The sequence below is a fragment of the Streptosporangium nondiastaticum genome, assembly GCF_003011965.1.
Lineage (GTDB): Bacteria > Actinomycetota > Actinomycetes > Streptomycetales > Streptomycetaceae > Streptomyces > Streptomyces nondiastaticus.
Map to the genome: position 1 here is coordinate 1 of NZ_PXWG01000037.1, position 16,008 is coordinate 16,008.

At 72.6% G+C, this 16,008-nt stretch carries 15 protein-coding genes; 8 read left to right on the forward strand and 7 right to left on the reverse strand.

The features are described from left to right. The coding region (locus tag B7P34_RS16120; protein ID WP_223267912.1) for an ATP-binding protein at window positions 1-2,921 on the forward strand (2,921 nt) is incomplete at its 5' end. A 30-nt stretch (window positions 2,922-2,951) separates the two neighbouring features. Here the strand turns inward: B7P34_RS16120 and B7P34_RS16125 are convergent. The 3 genes from B7P34_RS16125 to panB form a co-directional block, all read right to left on the reverse strand. After that, the gene (locus B7P34_RS16125; RefSeq protein ID WP_106677113.1) at window positions 2,952-3,776 is read right to left on the reverse strand and encodes an ABC transporter permease; all 825 of its coding nucleotides are present in this window, start codon (window positions 3,774-3,776) and stop codon (window positions 2,952-2,954) included. Beyond that, window positions 3,773-4,807 (reverse strand): ATP-binding cassette domain-containing protein, encoded by a 1,035-nt coding sequence (locus tag B7P34_RS16130; RefSeq protein WP_106677189.1) that lies wholly within the window; start codon window positions 4,805-4,807, stop codon window positions 3,773-3,775. Before B7P34_RS16130 ends, B7P34_RS16125 begins: the two co-directional genes overlap by 4 nt. Window positions 4,808-4,969: 162 nt before the next feature. Beyond that, entirely contained in the window at window positions 4,970-5,842 is an 873-nt protein-coding gene (gene panB / locus B7P34_RS16135; protein WP_106677115.1) for a 3-methyl-2-oxobutanoate hydroxymethyltransferase, read from the reverse strand. Between the two features lie 251 nt (window positions 5,843-6,093). Here panB and B7P34_RS16140 point away from each other — a divergent pair, with 251 nt between their 5' ends. The 3 genes from B7P34_RS16140 to B7P34_RS16150 all read left to right on the forward strand — a co-directional run bounded on the left by B7P34_RS16140 (window position 6,094) and on the right by B7P34_RS16150 (window position 9,635). Beyond that, entirely contained in the window at window positions 6,094-7,725 is a 1,632-nt protein-coding gene (locus B7P34_RS16140; RefSeq protein ID WP_106677117.1) for an MFS transporter, read from the forward strand. Continuing rightward, window positions 7,722-8,366: a TetR/AcrR family transcriptional regulator gene (locus B7P34_RS16145; RefSeq protein ID WP_106677120.1), complete on the forward strand. Its 645-nt coding sequence runs from the start codon at window positions 7,722-7,724 to the stop codon at window positions 8,364-8,366. Before B7P34_RS16140 ends, B7P34_RS16145 begins: the two co-directional genes overlap by 4 nt. Before the next feature lie 333 nt (window positions 8,367-8,699). Continuing rightward, window positions 8,700-9,635: an endonuclease/exonuclease/phosphatase family protein gene (locus tag B7P34_RS16150; protein ID WP_388626287.1), complete on the forward strand. Its 936-nt coding sequence runs from the start codon at window positions 8,700-8,702 to the stop codon at window positions 9,633-9,635. Between the two features lie 45 nt (window positions 9,636-9,680). Here the strand turns inward: B7P34_RS16150 and B7P34_RS16155 are convergent, their stop codons facing one another. After that, window positions 9,681-10,241 carry a TetR/AcrR family transcriptional regulator gene (locus tag B7P34_RS16155; protein WP_106677123.1) on the reverse strand — a complete coding sequence of 187 codons (561 nt, stop codon included), beginning with the start codon at window positions 10,239-10,241 and terminating at the stop codon, window positions 9,681-9,683. 96 nt (window positions 10,242-10,337) lie between these two features. Between B7P34_RS16155 and B7P34_RS16160 the strand changes: the two genes are divergently transcribed. The 4 genes from B7P34_RS16160 (at window position 10,338) to B7P34_RS16175 (ending at window position 13,667) form a co-directional block, all read left to right on the forward strand. Then, entirely contained in the window at window positions 10,338-10,937 is a 600-nt protein-coding gene (locus tag B7P34_RS16160; RefSeq protein ID WP_106677125.1) for a DUF2867 domain-containing protein, read from the forward strand. Between the two features lie 125 nt (window positions 10,938-11,062). Then, a complete protein-coding gene (locus B7P34_RS16165) occupies window positions 11,063-12,274 on the forward strand; it encodes an MFS transporter (protein ID WP_106677127.1) in 1,212 nt (403 codons plus the stop codon). A 128-nt stretch (window positions 12,275-12,402) separates the two neighbouring features. Beyond that, entirely contained in the window at window positions 12,403-13,038 is a 636-nt protein-coding gene (locus B7P34_RS16170) for a ClpP family protease (protein ID WP_106677129.1), read from the forward strand. Between the two features lie 20 nt (window positions 13,039-13,058). Continuing rightward, window positions 13,059-13,667 (forward strand): ClpP family protease, encoded by a 609-nt coding sequence (locus B7P34_RS16175; protein ID WP_106677131.1) that lies wholly within the window; start codon window positions 13,059-13,061, stop codon window positions 13,665-13,667. 52 nt (window positions 13,668-13,719) lie between these two features. Here the strand turns inward: B7P34_RS16175 and B7P34_RS16180 are convergent, their stop codons facing one another. The 3 genes from B7P34_RS16180 to B7P34_RS16190 all read right to left on the reverse strand — a co-directional run bounded on the left by B7P34_RS16180 (window position 13,720) and on the right by B7P34_RS16190 (window position 15,995). Continuing rightward, window positions 13,720-14,130, reverse strand: a complete 411-nt coding sequence (locus B7P34_RS16180) for a helix-turn-helix domain-containing protein (RefSeq protein WP_353620247.1) — start codon at window positions 14,128-14,130, stop codon at window positions 13,720-13,722. An 813-nt stretch (window positions 14,131-14,943) separates the two neighbouring features. Continuing rightward, the gene (locus B7P34_RS16185) at window positions 14,944-15,186 is read right to left on the reverse strand and encodes a DUF397 domain-containing protein (RefSeq protein WP_106677135.1); all 243 of its coding nucleotides are present in this window, start codon (window positions 15,184-15,186) and stop codon (window positions 14,944-14,946) included. Beyond that, window positions 15,183-15,995 carry a helix-turn-helix domain-containing protein gene (locus B7P34_RS16190; RefSeq protein ID WP_223267906.1) on the reverse strand — a complete coding sequence of 271 codons (813 nt, stop codon included), beginning with the start codon at window positions 15,993-15,995 and terminating at the stop codon, window positions 15,183-15,185. Before B7P34_RS16190 ends, B7P34_RS16185 begins: the two co-directional genes overlap by 4 nt. Window positions 15,996-16,008 lie beyond the last annotated feature (13 nt).

Below are 16,008 nucleotides of genomic sequence, written 5' to 3' on the forward strand. Positions count from 1 at the left end.
CGCCGCACGGCCCGGCAGCACCCCACGGCGCCCCCGCACACCCGGACGCCTCCGGATCCCCCGCCGCACCGGCCCCGTACGGCACGGCCGGAGCCCACGGCGCTGCACCCGCCACCGGCACCCCCGCGCCGCAGGACGCCCGGACCCCGTACGGCACTGCCTCGCCCCACGGCCCCTGGACCCCATACGCCACCGCCGCGCCCGCCACCGGGCCGGCAACGGCGCCCGGCCATCCCGCCGGTCACGCCGGTCACGCCCCGAGCGCCGACGGCGGCCACCTGCCGCTCCCCGGCGCGGCCGACGCGCTCCCCGGGGCCGCGGGGATGCGCAGGGGCGTGCCGCCCGGCAACCTCCGTGCCCGGCTCACCTCCTTCGTCGGGCGCGAGGACGACATCGCGTCCATCGGCGCCGACCTGCGCGCGCAGCGCCTGGTCACCCTCCTCGGCCCGGGCGGGGCGGGGAAGACGCGGCTGTCGCAGGAGGCCGCCGAGGCCGCCGCCGCGGTCGGGGGCGGCTGGCCGGACGGGGTGTGGTTCGCCGAGCTCGCGCCCGTCGACGACCCCGCCACCGTGCCCGAGGCCGTGCTGACCGCGCTCGGCGGCCGAGAGACCGTGGTGCGGACGACCGCCGACGGGCTGCGGGCCGCGGGCGACGCCACCGCGGCCGACCCGCTGGCGCGGCTCGCCGAGCACTGCGCGGCGCGCCGCATGCTGCTCGTCCTCGACAACTGCGAGCACCTGATCGACGCCGCCGCCCGCGTCGCCGAGACGCTCCTCGCCCACTGCCCGGGCGTCACGGTCCTCGCCACCAGCCGCGAGCCGCTGGGCGTGCCCGGCGAGGCGGTGCGCCCCGTGGAGCCGCTGCCCGACACCGTGGCCCTGCGGCTGCTCGCCGACCGCGGCGCCGCGGCCCGCCCGGGCTTCCGCGTCGAGGACGACCCGGAGGCCTGCGCCGAGATCTGCCGCCGGCTGGACGGGCTCCCGCTGGCGATCGAGCTCGCGGCCGCCCGGCTGCGGATGCTCAGCCCGCGCACCCTCGCCGACCGCCTGGACGACCGCTTCCGGCTGCTGACGTCCGGCAGCCGCACCGTGCTGCCGCGTCAGCAGACCCTCCGCGCGGTCGTCGACTGGTCCTGGGACCTGCTGGACGGCCCCGAACGGGCCGTCCTGCGCCGCCTGTCCGTCTTCTCCGGCGGCTGCGACCTGGCCGCCGCGGAGGAGGTCTGCTCGGACGGCCCGGACACCGCCCCGGGGCCGGACGCCGCCCCGGCCCGCGACGTCGCCGCGCTCCTCGGCTCGCTCGTCGACAAGTCGCTGGTGGTGGCCGCGCCCGCGGCCGGCGGCGAGATGCGCTACCGGCTGCTGGAGACCGTCGGGGAGTACGCCGCCGAGCGCCTGGACGAGGCGGGCGAGCGCGCCGCCACCGAACACCGCCACCTCGTGTCGTACCGCGAACTGGCCCGCACCGCCGACCCTTTCCTGCGCGGCCCCGCCCAGGGCAAGTGGCTGGAGCGCCTGGAGCTGGAGCACGACAACCTGCGCACCGCCCTGCGTCGCGCCGTCGCCGCGCAGGACGAGCAGGAGGCGCTGTGCCTGGTCCTGTCCCTGGGCTGGTTCTGGCAGCTCAGGGAGCACCGCGCGGACGCCTCGCACTGGGCGGAGCTGGTGGGCGCGATGGGCCCCGACCCGTTCGCCGAGCCGGGCGAGCCGGTCCCCCCGCTGTACGTGACGTGCACCGAGCAGCCGCCGCCGATGACGCCCGAGGTGCTGGCGGAGGCGCGGCGCGGGGTCCACCTGACGCGGCTGATCAGCATCACGGACATGGCCGAGGTCCACGCGCCCGAGACGCAGCGCAGGCTGCGCGCCATCGCCGCGGCCTACGCCGACGGGCAGCCGCAGACCTGCCGCGGGCCGGGCTTCATCGTCTTCTTCGCCATCCTCATGACGGGCGAATTCGACGCGCTCTACCGGACCATGAACGGGATGGTCGCGCGCTGCCGCGAGCTGGGGTACGAGTGGGAGCTGGCCCACGCGCTGCAGCTGCGCTCCAAGATATTCAACGACCATCCCGGCGGGCTGGACCAGGCCACCGTGGATGCGGAGGAGAGCATACGGATCTTCCGGCGGCTCGGGGACTCCTGGGGCGTGGCGGAGGGCCTGACGGGCCTGGGCGAGGTGCACGAGCGGCGCGGGCAGTACGGCCTGGCGGCGGAGGACTACCGGGAGGCCGTCGAGCAGGTCCGTGAGCTCGGCTCGACCGGGCAGCTGCCGGCGCTGCGCGCCCGGATCGCCGGGGCGCTGGTCGAGGCGGGGACGGTCGGCGACGAGGAGGGCGAGCAGATGCTCCGCGACGCCATCGCGGAGGCGGAGCAGGGCAACACGGACGCCGCGATCTTCGGCCGGCTGCAGCTCGGCGTGCGGGTCGCCCGCACCGGGCGCACGGCCGAGGCCCGGGAGATCTTCGAGGAGCTGATGCGCGACTTCGGCATCCGCTCGGTGGTGATGTTCGAGAGCCTGATGTGCGGTCAGATGGCGTGGCTGGACACCCTGGAGGGCCGCCCCGCGGACGCCCTGCCCAAGCTGCGCAAGGCCCTGTCGATGGCCGGCGACCCGCTGTCGACGCTGGCGGTGCCGCAGCTGCCGATGACGCACCTGCTCTTCGCCGCCTTCGCCCGCGCCGGGCTGGCCGCCGAGGAGCACGCGGAGCCGGCGGCCCGCGAGGAGCACGCGCTGCGCGCGGTCCGGCTGCTGGGCGCCGGCGAGGCCCTGCGCCCCTCCGACTTCCCGATAACGTCGGTGGAGCGCGACGTGTACGAGCGCACGGAGGCGTGGGTGCGGGGTGTGCTCGACGACGACGCGTACGAGCGGGCCTACGCCGAGGGCGGCGGCCTCTCCTTGAAGGAGGCCGCCGCCCTCGCATGACGCGCACGACGCGAACACCGCAGGACCGGCTCAGGTCTTCTTGCGGAACTTCGAGACGGCCAGGGGCGCGGTCACGAGGGTGATGGCGACGGCCCAGGCCAGCGTCATCCACACCGAGTGGGCGACGGGCCCGCCGCGCATCAGGTTCCGTGCGGCGTCGGCGAGGTTGGACAGCGGGTTGTACTTGGTGAAGCCCTCCAGCCAGCCGGGCATCTTCGCGGTCGGCGCGAAGATCGAGCTGCCGAACTGCAGGGGCATCAGGACGAGCATGGCAATGCCCTGGACGGCCTGCGGCGTCTTCAGGGACAGGCCCAGCAGGATGAAGACCCACATCAGCGAGGCGCCGAACGCCACGGACAGGGCGACCGCGGCCAGCAGGTGCAGCGGGGTGGTCGTGATGGACAGGCCGAGGGCGAAGCCCATGCCGAGCAGGATGGCGGTGGCGACGAGCATCCGGCCGATCTCGACCACGATCTTCGCGATGAGGACGGAGGACCGGGCTATCGGCATGGTGCGGAAGCGGTCCATCACCCCCTTCTTGAAGTCGTCGTTGACGCCGGTGCCGACGGCCATGGCGATGTTCATGCCCTGCATGGCCATCAGGCCGGGCACCAGGTAGTTGAGGTAGTCCTGCTCGTTGCCCTTGCCGGCCATCGAGCCGCCGAAGACGTACGTGAAGAGCAGGATGAAGATGATCGGCATGATCACGGCGTCGAACATCGACTCCGGATCGGCCTTGATCTGCAGCAGGTTGCGGCGCGCGAGGGCGCCGATGTGCCGCAGGTTGGCCCGCAGGCCGATGCGTCCCTCGCGGGCGGGCGCCGCAGCGGGCGCGCTGAGCGTAGCCGCGCTCATGCGGCGACCTCCTGGAGTGCGTCGGTGTCGGCGGCGTCCTGCTGCGGAGCGGACGCCTTCTGGCCGGTGACGGCGAGGAAGACCTCGTCGAGGCTCGGCAGGTGGGTGGAGATGTCGGAGATCGCGAAGCCGCGCGAGCCCAGCAGGGCGACGACGGCCGTCAGCTGCTCGTCGCTGATGATCGGGACGTTGACGACGCCCTCGGCCTCGTCGGCGACGGCGCCGCCGATCCCGTCGAGCTGGGCCTGCGCCAGCGCGCCGGCCATGCGGTGCAGCTCGGTGCGGTCCGCCGGGCGGATCTGCAGGGTGCGGCCGCCGACCTTCGCCTTCAGCTCGTCCACCCCGCCGCCGGCGATGACCTGGCCGCGGTCGATGACCGTCAGCTCGTGGGCGAGCTGTTCGGCCTCCTCCATGTACTGCGTGGTCAGGAGGACGGTGGCGCCCTCGGCGACCATCCGCTGGACCTCCTCCCACACCTCGTTGCGGGTGCGGGGGTCGAGGCCGGTGGTGGGCTCGTCCAGATAGAGCACCGCCGGCCGGCCGATCATGGAGGCGGCCAGGTCCAGCCGGCGGCGCATGCCGCCGGAGTACTGCCCGGCGGGCCGCTTGGCGGCCTCGGTCAGCGAGAAGCGCTCCAGCATCTCCTCGCCGCGGCGGCGGGCGTCCTTGCGGGACAGGTCCAGCAGCCGGCCGATCATGTACAGGTTCTCGAAGCCGGACAGCTTCTCGTCCACCGAGGCGTACTGGCCGGTCAGGCCGATCACCCGGCGCAGCTGCCGGGGCTGGGCCAGCACGTCGTACCCCGCGACGCGGGCGGTGCCCGCGTCCGGCCGGAGCAGCGTGGACAGGCAGCGCACGAGCGTGGTCTTGCCGGCGCCGTTGGGGCCGAGGACGCCGAGGACGGTGCCCTCGCGTACGTCCAGGTCGACTCCGTTGAGCGCCTTCGTGGCGCCGAAGTGCTTGACGAGGCCACGGACCTCGACGGCGTTCCCGCCGCTGCCCGCCCCCCGAGTGGTGTCGTTTCGCGTCATGCCCACCACAGTGCCAGCGCCCACTGACAAGCCGCCTACAGCTCACCGACAGCGGGCTGTCGGTGAGCTGTAGGCGGCGGGCGGCGGGGCCGCGAGAGCCTTCCGCCGCACGGCGAGGGCGACGTGACGGCCCCGCCCCGCGAAGGGGACGGGGCCCCACGTCTAGTGGAACGCGTGCTCCGGGGCCGGGTACGCGCCGTCCACGACGTCCTCCGCGAAGGCGCGGGCCGCACCGCCGAGGACCTCGCGCAGCTGGGCGTACTGCTTCACGAAGCGCGGCACGCGGCCCGGGGTCATGCCGGCCATGTCCGTCCACACCAGCACCTGCGCGTCGCACTCCGAGCCCGCGCCGATGCCGACGGTCGGGATGTGCAGCGTGCGCGTGACCTCGGCGGCCAGTTCGGCCGGGACGAGCTCCAGGACGACGGAGAAGGCGCCCGCGTCCTGCACGGCCTTGGCGTCGCGCAGCAGCTGCGCCGCGGCCTCCTCGCCGCGGCCCTGCACGGGGTAGCCGCCGAAGGCGTTGACGGACTGGGGGGTGAGGCCGATGTGGGCCATCACGGGGATGCCGGCGTCGACCAGCAGCTTGATCGCCTCGGCGGACCGCTCGCCGCCCTCCAGCTTGACCGCCTGCGCACCGGTCTCCTTGATCAGCCGGGTGGCGCTGCGCAGCGCCTGGACCGGCCCTTCCTGGTAGGAGCCGAAGGGCAGGTCGGCGACGATGAGGGCGCGCTTGGTGCCGCGTACGACCGCGGCGGAGAGGACGGCTATCTCGTCCATGGTGACGGGCACCGTGGACTCGTAGCCGAGGTGGCAGTTGCCCATGGAGTCGCCGACGAGGAGGACGGGGATGCCGGCCTCGTCGAAGACGGAGGCGGTCATCGCGTCGTAGGCGGTGAGCATGGGCCACTTCTCGCCGCGCGCCTTGGCGGCGGCGATGTCGCGGACGGTGATGCGCCGGGAGCTCGTGCCCCCGTACAGCGCCTTGGGATCGCGGCTGCTGTCGGAGGCGTTCTGGGCAGGCGTCGTCGTCATGGCGGTGTGCTCCTGTGATGTGTCGTCTCGAGGCGCCCTGACGGCGTCCCCGGATCATCTCCATGCTGACACGCCGCCTGCGGGCGGGAAAGGGCGGGGAAGGACAACGCGGGGCCGGGCAGGGGCCGAGGAGGGAGCCGCGGAGCCGAGGCGGGTCGCACACGCGTTCGCCGGACCCTAGTACCGCACCCGGGTAAAGGTTTTCCAATACGAGACGGGCCCGTATCGAAAAAAGATCTAGGCTGGTCGGCATGGCAACCGATCCCTCAGGCGCCCCGGGCGCCGCCCCGTCCCGGAGAGTCCCCGAGGCGGTGCACCGCAGACGCTGGGCGATCCTCGCCGTCCTGCTGCTCAGCCTGCTCATCGTGGTGCTGGACAACTCGATCCTGAATGTGGCGATGAAGACGATCGCCACTCCCGCCCCCACGGGCCTCGGTGCCACCCAGAGCGAGCTCGAGTGGGCCATAAACTCCTACACCCTCGTCTTCGCCGGGATCCTGTTCACGGCGGGCGTGCTGGGCGACCGGCTCGGCCGCAAGAAGGTCCTGCTCTTCGGCATGGCCGTCTTCGGCATCGGGTCCGTGCTCTCGGCGCTCTCCGGCTCGCCCCACGAGCTGATCGCCTTCCGCGCGGTCATGGGCTTCGGCGGCGCGTTCGTCATGCCCGCCACGCTCGCGATCATCGTGAACGTCTTCGAGCGCGAGGAGCAGCCCAAGGCCATCGGCATCTGGGCGGGCGCCGTCGGCCTGGCCGTCGCGATAGGCCCGATCACGGGCGGGATCCTGCTCGACCACTTCTGGTGGGGCTCGGTCTTCCTCGTGAACGTGCCCATCGTGATCACCGCCGTGATCGCGATGTCCCTGCTCGTCCCCGACTCCAGGGACCCGAAGCCGGGCCGCCTGGACCCGCTCGGCGTGGTGCTCTCCGTCGCGGGCCTGGTCCTGCTGGTCTACGGCATCATCAAGGGCGGCCAGCTCGCCGACTTCACCGATCCCGAGGTCTACGGCACGGCGTGCGGAGGCCTGCTGATCCTGGCGCTCTTCGTCCTGCACGAGCGGCGCTCCGGGCACCCCGCGCTCGACGTGCGCTGGTTCCGCAAGCCGGCGTTCTCCGCCGCGGTCTCCTCCATCGCGCTGGTCTTCTTCGCCCTCATGGGCGTCACGTTCTTCACCGTCTTCTACACGCAGAGCGTGCGGGGCTTCACGCCGCTGCAGAGCGGGCTGCTGATGCTGCCGCTGGCGGCGGCCCACATGTTCTTCGCCGTGCGCGTCCGCCGCGTGGTCGCGAAGTTCGGCGTGCGCGCCGTCTGCACGAGCGGCATGGTGATGGTCGCCGCGACCATGGCCGGTTTCCTGCTGCTCGACCGGGACACCCCGGTGTGGGTGCTGGAGGTGCTGCTGTTCTTCCAGGGCGCCTCGATGGCGCACATCATGCCGCCCGCCACCGTCTCGATCATGCAGTCGCTGCCGCGCGACAAGGCCGGCTCGGGCTCGGCCGTGAACAACACCTTCCGGCAGCTCGGCGGGGCGCTCGGCATCGCCGTGCTCGGCTCCGTGCTGTCCACGACGTACCGCGACGGGATCTCCGCCCGGCTCGACGCCCTGCCCGGCCTGACGGACGAGGCCCGGCACGCGGCGGGCGAGTCCATCGAGGCCACGCTGAACGCCGCGGCCCGGCTCGGCCCGCAGGGCAAGGAGCTCATCGGCCCGGCCAACGACGCGTTCGTCCACGCCATGCACGTCACCGTCCTCTGCGCCAGCTCGTCGGCGCTGCTCGGCGCGGTCGTGGTCGCGCTGTTCCTGCCCAAGCGGGGGGCGGTGCGCCCGGCGGCGGGGGCGGCCCGGCCGGACGGGCAGAAGGAGCAGGCGGGAGCGGGAGCATGACGGAGACCGCCGCGGCCACCGCGGTAACGGCCCCGGGGCCGGCGGACGGGCCCGGGGCGGTCGAACGGCGCGGGCGGCCCCGCAACGCCGCCGTCGGCACCGCCGTCATCGAGACCGTCCTGCGCCTCCTCGAAGAGGGCGTCCCCCTCGGCGAGCTGTCGATGGAGCGCATCGCGCGCGAGGCCGGCGTCGGCAAGGCCACGGTCTACCGCCGCTGGGCCGGCAAGGAGGCGCTGATGCTCGACGTCATGCGCTCCCTGGAGCACGACGCCCCCGAGCTCGCCGGGGAGTCCGTGCGCGACGACCTCGTGACGCTGCTGGAGACGCTGCGCCGGCGCGGGCTGGCCAAGCGCTCCTCCGCCGTCCTGCGCACGGTCCTCGCCCAGATCAAGGCCCACCCCGAGCTCTGGCGGGAGTACCACGAGAAGGTCGTCAGGGTCCGCCGCGAGGCGGTCCACGCCGTCCTGCGGCGCGGCGCGGCCACCGGCGAGCTCCGCGCCGACCTGGACGTCGAGCTGATGGGCGACCTCATTGTCAGCCCCATGCTGTCGCGGGCCATGTTCCACGACCGGGCGGAGCTGCCGGAGGATCTTCCCGGGAGGATCGTCGACGCGGCACTGGAGGGGATCCGCCCGCGCTGAGCGCCCGTCGCGTCATGCCGTGCCCGCCGCCCCGCCCTCCGCCGCGCCCGCACCTGCGAATATGCCCGTTCTGTCACAGCACGCCCTGTGGATCTCCGGGCCGGAACCCCGTTCCGCCGGCGCGTCGTCCTCCCTTGTGACACCCCCTCCAGGGGTGCCCGGCAAGAAGCGGAAGCGGCGCATGCCACGCCCATCGGGTGATCACCTAAGGTCTGGTGGGCGGGGCCGCAGCGGATGAAGAGTTGAGGACGACGGATGGCGCAGGCGTACATGCAGGAGACGGGCCGAGACGGGACCGGTCCGGAGCGGACCGGATCCGGGGCCCGGCGCCTCATGGACCAGTGGCGGGACCGCAACGTCTGGCGGCGCGGCATCGTCCTCGCCGTCCTCGCCGCCCTGCTGGGGCTGCTGATGCTCCTGCACACGCAGCTCCCCAACAAGATCGGCAACCTCGGCAGCCTGACCGAGACCTTCCTGCCCTGGCTCGGCCTGGCGATCCCGGTCCTGTTCGTCCTCGCGCTCGTGCGCCGCTCGGCGACCGCGCTCGTCGCGCTGCTGCTCCCGGTCGTCACGTGGGTGAACCTCTTCGGCGGCCTCCTGAGCGACAAGACCGGCAAGGGCGGCAACTTCACGGTCGCCACGCACAACGTGAACGCCGAGAACCCCGACCCCGCCTCGACCGCCCGGGCCGTCGCCGCCTCCGGCGCCGACGTGGTGGCCCTGGAGGAGCTCACCAACACCTCGCGCTACGAGAAGGCGCTGGCGGGCACGTACAAGTACCACTCCGTGCAGGGCACGGTCGGCATATGGAGCAAGTACCCGCTGGAGCTGGTGCAGCCCGTCGACATCCGGCTCGGCTGGGTGCGGGCCCTGCGCGCCACCGTCCGCACGCCCCAGGGGCCCGTGGCCGTGTACGTCGCACACCTGCCGTCGGTGCGCGTGAAGTTCAACGCCGGCTTCACCGCCGGGCAGCGCGACCGCAGCGCCGAGGCGCTCGGCCGGGCCATCGCCCAGGAGCCGGAGAAGCGCGTCGTCCTCCTCGGTGACCTCAACGGCACCATGAACGACCGCTCCCTCGCCCCCGTCACCTCGCAGCTGCGGTCCGCGCAGGGCGCCGCGGGCGACGGCTTCGGCTTCAGCTGGCCGGCGAGCTTCCCGATGGCCCGGATCGACCAGATCATGGTGCGCGGGATGGACCCCGTCTCGGCGTGGACGCTGCCGGCGACGAAGAGCGACCACCTTCCGGTGGCCGCCCGGGTCAAGATCTGAGCCTGCCTCAAGAAGGTTCCCGGAAGGTTCCCGGCCGGGGAGCGGCTACCTCGTGAGCCACTCCCTGGCCAGCAGCATGACCTCCTGGCGGCTGCGGCCCCCGTGGTCGGCGGCCATGAAGCGGGTGCCGATCCGGGAGGAGAAGGTGAGCAGGGCGCGGACCTCGACCTCGTCCTCGTCGGCGCAGAACGAGCGGTACAGCGAGCGCAGGTAGTCCATGCGCCGGTTGTCCACGCGCCGGAGCCGCTCGGCGACGGCCTCGTCGCGCCGGGCCCACTCGCGGACCGCGAGCTCGGCCGTCACGCTGGTCACGGCCCCGTCGGAGGCGGCGGCGACGATCGCGAACAGCCGCGCCAGCCTGGCCCTGGCGTCTCCCCCGCCGTCCTCGGCCTGCTCGATCACCGCCTCCGTGACCTCGCGCTCCCACGTGTCGAGCATCTCCGCGAGCAGCGCGTCCCGGTTGCGGAAGTAGCCGTAGAAGCCGCCTTTGCTGACGCCGAGGGCCTGGGCGAGCAGCTCGATCCGGACGGCTTCGGGCCCGCCCGCCGCGAGCGCCCGCAGCCCCTCTTCGATCCACTTCTCGCGGGGCGTGCGAATGGCGCCCATGACTGTGTCTCCCCTCACGCGAACCCTGTCTATACGCCACCGTATAGACAGGTCTACCGTTGTTCTATACGGCATCGTATAGATGGGGGCTGCACCATGAGGCTGCCGAACACCGCACACACCACCCGCCCCTGGCGGATCCACGAGATCGCCTACGACTTCCGCGTGGAGGACGTCTGGGCGCTCCCGACACCGGGCGGTCCGGACGACCTCGCACACCTGGTGAAGCAGGTCGCCGGCGCGACGGGACACTACGTCGACTCCCCCGTGGGGCGCGCGCTCTTCGCGCTCCGCTGGAAGCTCGGAGCGCTGTTCGGCTGGGACGAGCCCGGCACCGGCGTGGGCGAGCGGCAGGCGGGACTGCGCGACCGGCTGCCCGCCGACCTCCGCGAAGGCCCGCGAGGACCCGACTTCCGCAAGTTCACCTCCGTCTACCAGACGCACGACGAGTGGGCGGCCGAGATGTCCAACGGGACCTGCCGGGGGGTGATGCACCTCGGATGGGTCCCGGACGGGTCCGGGGGCTACCACGCCCGGATGGCGGTCCTGGTGAAACCGAACGGCCTGTTCGGCGCCGCGTACATGGCGGGCATCAAGCTCTTCCGGTACACGGGGGTGTACCCGGCGCTGCTCCGGCAGATCGGACGCGAGTGGGAGGCGAGCGCCCACGAGAGGGCCGCGGACCGCGCCCGATGAAGCCGCGCGGGCGGGGCCGCGGAAGCAGGCCGGGGGCGGGGCCGAAGGGCGGGGCCGAAGGGGCTGACGGGGCGATCCCGTAGGCTGGAGAGCTTGCCCCGCACCCCCGTTCGAAAGGCCTCCTCATGCCCCTGGCGCTGCTGGCGCTCGCCGTCTCGGCCTTCGGCATAGGGACGACCGAGTTCGTGATGATGGGCCTCCTGCCCAACGTCGCCGACGACCTGGGGACCTCCGTCCCCACCGCCGGCTACCTCGTCTCCGCCTACGCCCTGGGCGTCGTCTTCGGCGCCCCGCTGCTCACCGCGCTCGGCTCGCGCATCCCCCGCAAGCGGATGCTGATCCTGCTCATGGGCGTCTTCACGCTCGGCAACCTGGCCTCGGCGCTCGCCCCCACCTTCGGGACGCTCGTCGCGGGCCGGGTCCTGGCCGGGCTGCCGCACGGCGCGTTCTTCGGCGTGGGGTCCGTCGTCGCCGCCCGCCTCGCGGGCGAGGGGCGGCAGGCGCGGGCCGTCGCCATGATGTTCCTCGGCCTCACCGTCGCCAACATCGTCGGCGTCCCGGCGGCGACGCTGCTGGGCCAGCACCTGGGGTGGCGCGCGACCTTCCTCGTCGTGACCGGCATCGGCCTCGCCGCCATGGCCGCCCTGGCCCGGCTCATCCCCGACCTGCCGCACGAGCAGGGCGCGGGCCTGGGCCGCGAGCTGCGCGCGCTCGGCGGCCGCCAGGTGCTGCTCGGCCTGCTGACCACCGTCTTCGGCTTCGCCGGCGTCTTCGCCGTCTACAGCTACCTGTCGGCGATGGCCGTCGAGGTCACGGGCTTCTCCGAGACCTCCGTGACGTTCGTGCTGGCCCTGTTCGGCACAGGCATGACCCTGGGCGTCCTCGCCGCAGGCCCCCTCACCGACCGCGCCCTGCGCCCCACCCTCTACGGGGCGCTGGCCGGGCTCGCGGCGGTCCTGGTCCTCTTCGACTTCACGGTGCACGTGAAGTGGGCCGCACTGGCGACCGTGGTCCTGATCGGCGCCGCCGGCTCCATGACCAGCACCCCCCTCCAGATGCTGATCATGAACAAGGCCAAGTCCGCCCCCACCCTCGCCGCCGCCTCCAACCACTCCGCGTTCAACCTCGCCAACGCGGGCGGCGCGTGGCTCGGCGGCATCGCCATCTCCGCCGGCTGGGGCTGGACCTCCCCCACCCTCGTCGGCGCGGCCCTCGCCGCGTCCGGCCTGCTGTGCGCGGTGGTGTCCGGCGCGCTGGACCGCGACGGCGCGGAGCCGTCGAAGATCGTCGCCGGCGCCGAGCCGAACCGGGCCCCGGCCCCGGACCGGGTGGGGTAGGCACCCCGGACCGCACTCTGCCGTCGGCGAATCTGCCGGGGGCAGAGAAAGCTGTCACGGCGGCGCGGGCGGCCGGAGAGTGGTGGGACCGGAGCTCATCCGCTCCGGCCGCCCGCCAAGGAGGCCCGATGTCCCCACTCGCTCTCGAACCCCGCGCCGCCGACGGCGACCCCACCCCCACCCGCTTCGACGACCACCTCGCCTCGCTGCTCCTCTCGCAGCGCATCGTCGTCCTCGGCACGGAGGTCAACGAGGTCTCCGCCAACCGCGTCTGCGCGCAGCTGCTCCTCCTCTCCGCCGAGGACCCCCGCACCGACATCGCCCTCTACATCAACAGCCCGGGCGGCTCCGTCACCGCCGGGCTCGCGATCTACGACACGATGCGGCTCATCCCCAACGACGTCTCCACCCTCGCCATGGGATTCGCCGCCAGCATGGGCCAGTTCCTCCTCACCGTCGGCACGGCCGGCAAGCGCTACGCCCTCCCCAACGCGCGGATCATGATGCACCAGCCGTCCGCCGGCATCGGCGGCACCGCCGCCGACATCGCCATCCAGGCCGAGAACCTCGAATTCACGAAGAAGACCGTCGAGCGCCTCCTCTCCGAGCACACCGGCCAGACCCACGAGACCATCTCCCGCGACAGCGACCGCGACCGGTGGTTCACCGCCCAGCAGGCCCTGGAGTACGGCATGGTCGACCGCGTCGTCACGTCCCTCGACGACGTCCGCCCGGCCGGCACGAAGCGACGCATCGGACTCTGAGGACCTGAGGACCTGACACCATGAGCCAGTACACGATTCCCACCGTGGTCGAGCGCACCCCCAACGGAGAGCGCGCCTACGACGTCTTCAGCCGGCTGCTTTCCGAGCGCATCATCTTCCTCGGCACGGAAATCGACGACGGCGTCGCCAACGTCGTCATCGCCCAGCTCCTCCACCTCGAATCGTCCAGCCCGGACACCGAGATCGCCCTCTACATCAACTCGCCGGGCGGATCCTTCACTTCCCTCATGGCGATCTACGACACGATGACGTTCGTCCGCGCCCCCATCTCCACCTTCTGCGTCGGCCAAGCCGCCTCCACCGCGGCCGTGCTCCTCGCCGGAGGCGACCCCGGGCGGCGCTTCGTCCTCGAACACGCCCGGATCCTGCTCGGGCAGCCGGCGAGCCGCGGTCAGCAGGGCACCGTCTCCGACCTCGCGCTCCAGGCCAAGGAGATGCTCCGGATCCGCTCGGAAGTGGAAGAGGTCCTCTCCCGGCACACCGGCCGCGACGTCGCGTCCCTCCGCGCGGACACGGACCGCGACAAGATCTTCACCGCGCACGAGGCCGTCGCGTACGGGCTCGCCGACCAGGTCCTGACCCGGCGGATGCTGTCGGCCGCCGCCTGATGAAGAAGGCGGCCGCGCCACGGGGGTGTGCGGCCGCCTTTCCTTTGCCTTGTCAGGCCGCCAGGCGCACTTCGCCCTGCCGGGCGGGCTGCGCGTGCGCGGGCCGTACGGGGCCGTACGTACGGCTCGCCAGCCGGATGAGCTCCTGGTGCACGAGAACGAGGAGCTCGGCCAGGCTCAGGCCGAGCGCCTGCGCGGCGGCCGCGAGCACCTCGGACGACGCCTCCTTGCGCCCGCGCTCCACCTCGGAGAGGTACGGCATGGAGATCCGCCCGGCCTCGGCCACGTCCTTGAGCGTCCGCTTCTGCGCCAGCCGCTCGCGACGGAGCACGTCTCCGACGACGTCCCGCCAGAGGGGCTCCCTGGAGAGGGGCTCCCCGGCGGGGCGCTGGCGCAGGGGGATCACGTGGGCGGTGGCCGCGGCCGCATCAGCAGCGGCCGGCTTTGGCGCTTGGGTGGTCACCACTTCAGCCTAGAACGACGGCAAGGGTCGGGGGGTGTTGAGCGGTTCTGCCGCCCGCGAAATCGGGGTGGGTTGAGGTCAAGACAGGCTGGCAGCAGGGGGAGGGTGGGGGGCTTGCGGTTGTCGGGTGTCCGGCGCCCGGTGGGTTGTCGGCCGCCGTACTCGTGCCGTCACGGATGGCACGTGCGTGAGGAGACCTTGCGCATGCGCTGTGGCTGAGGGGGAGCGGGCTGCTGCCGCGATGTGGTTTCTCCCGTCGTGGGCGTTCCACTAGGCGCGCCGTAGTTCGTGGTTGCGCGGCCGGGTGGCAGGCGGAGTGCGGCTGGGGTCAGTGAGGTGCGGACGGCCGCGTGGGGCTGGCGAGGTGGGCGGCCGACGCTCTCAGCCCACTTGTATGCCGCTCACGGCCGCAGGGCCGGGTGACTTCCGGCCCGGGAAGGCCACCGAGGCCCGTGAGGCGCGAACTGCCCGGTGAGGCTGTGAGGCGCCCAGACTGCTCCCCGGCGCACTCCTACGCCGCGCAGCCCCGCCCCACCGGTGAACTTCCGCGCCGAGAGGGCATCAACCCCCACCATCCGCATCCGGCCGCGCAGCCACGACGGTGGCGCGCCTAGCGAAGCGCCCACGACCGGCCCAGCCACATCGCGGCAGCAGCCCGCTCCCCATCAGCCCAGGCTGATGGGGAGGTCTCCTCACGCGCGTGCATCCGTGACGGCGCGAGTACGGCGGCCAGCCGCCCACCGGGCGACGGACACCCGACGGAGCCGCACCCCCCACCCCTCCCCCCTGCTGCCAGCCTGTTCTGACCTGCAGTCAACCCACGGATGTAAAGGCAACGAAGTAGGCCCAGGCGTCGGCCGGAACGGCCAGTCGGGGGCCCTGCGGGCGCTTCGAGTCCCTTATGTGGACGATGTGTGGGAGGGCGGCCACTTCGACGCAGTCTCCTGCCGCCCCGCCGCTGTAGCTGGACTTACTCCAGCAGAGAGCGACTTCGACGCACTCGCCCGCCGCACCACCGCTGTAACTCGACTTGAGCCATATGACTTCGGCGCTCATAGTTCCTCTGCCAACTCCTTGATGAATCGTGCGGTTTCCTCGGGGCTCAGAGCATGGCGAGCGATCATTGTGTGCCGCTGGATGAGGGCAGCCACCTTCTCCGGGTTCGAGTGCATCGAACTGGTCGTCTGGCCCTCCTCGTAGGCGAAATGCTCGTGCTCAGGCGTCTCGACCATTACGAACGGCCCGTCGAGCCCCGGATGCGACGCGTTGAAGGTCACTGCCTGGATGACGATGTTTCGCCGCTCGCCCATCTCCAGCAAGTGCACGAGCTGCCTCTTGTGAGCCTGGGGGGAGCCGAGCGTATTGCGCAGCGCAGGCTCCCCGATGAGGAAGGTGAACGCTTTGCTCTGGGTGGCGAGGATCGTTTGTCGATCCAGCCGGGCCTTAACTCGCTCCTCGATCGTCTCGTCGTCCACCGGCGGCCAATGCGTGCTGAACAGCGTGCGCATGGTCTCCTCCGTCTGGAGCAGACCCGGAATGAGCAGAGGCTGGTAGGAGTGAAGGGCGACCGCCGCGGCCTCGTGGCGCACGAAGTCCCGGGCGTAGGGGGCCGTCCGATCCGGCTGCAGGTAGTCCTGCGTCGCGATCAGCTTCCCCCGCGCTCCGCACATCTCGTCCGCCACCCGGAGCAGTTGCGGCGTCGGCTTCCGACGGCCCTGCTCCATCGACTTGACCGTCTCCTCCCCGTACCCCGCCTCGCGCCCCAGTTCCTCGCGGGTGACGCCCGCCTCCGTCCTCCACAGCTTGACCTGGTTTCCGCAGAGCCGCCATGCCATCGGCGGCTGAGAGAGCACACTGTCGTTCACGGTTCCCGCCCCT

Bases quoted from the DNA above. Each gene is read 5' to 3' on its own strand.
- B7P34_RS16140 (WP_106677117.1), top strand. From the start codon at position 6,094: ATGGCAACCGATCCCTCAGGCGCCCCGGGCGCCGCCCCGTCCCGGAGA.
- B7P34_RS16165 (WP_106677127.1), top strand. From the start codon at position 11,063: ATGCCCCTGGCGCTGCTGGCGCTCGCCGTCTCGGCCTTCGGCATAGGG.
- B7P34_RS16145 (WP_106677120.1), top strand. From the start codon at position 7,722: ATGACGGAGACCGCCGCGGCCACCGCGGTAACGGCCCCGGGGCCGGCG.
- B7P34_RS16185 (WP_106677135.1), bottom strand. From the start codon at position 15,186: ATGAGCGCCGAAGTCATATGGCTCAAGTCGAGTTACAGCGGTGGTGCG.
- B7P34_RS16130 (WP_106677189.1), bottom strand. From the start codon at position 4,807: ATGACGCGAAACGACACCACTCGGGGGGCGGGCAGCGGCGGGAACGCC.
- B7P34_RS16160 (WP_106677125.1), top strand. From the start codon at position 10,338: ATGAGGCTGCCGAACACCGCACACACCACCCGCCCCTGGCGGATCCAC.
- B7P34_RS16150 (WP_388626287.1), top strand. From the start codon at position 8,700: ATGGACCAGTGGCGGGACCGCAACGTCTGGCGGCGCGGCATCGTCCTC.
- panB (WP_106677115.1), bottom strand. From the start codon at position 5,842: ATGACGACGACGCCTGCCCAGAACGCCTCCGACAGCAGCCGCGATCCC.
- B7P34_RS16170 (WP_106677129.1), top strand. From the start codon at position 12,403: ATGTCCCCACTCGCTCTCGAACCCCGCGCCGCCGACGGCGACCCCACC.
- B7P34_RS16125 (WP_106677113.1), bottom strand. From the start codon at position 3,776: ATGAGCGCGGCTACGCTCAGCGCGCCCGCTGCGGCGCCCGCCCGCGAG.
- B7P34_RS16155 (WP_106677123.1), bottom strand. From the start codon at position 10,241: ATGGGCGCCATTCGCACGCCCCGCGAGAAGTGGATCGAAGAGGGGCTG.
- B7P34_RS16175 (WP_106677131.1), top strand. From the start codon at position 13,059: ATGAGCCAGTACACGATTCCCACCGTGGTCGAGCGCACCCCCAACGGA.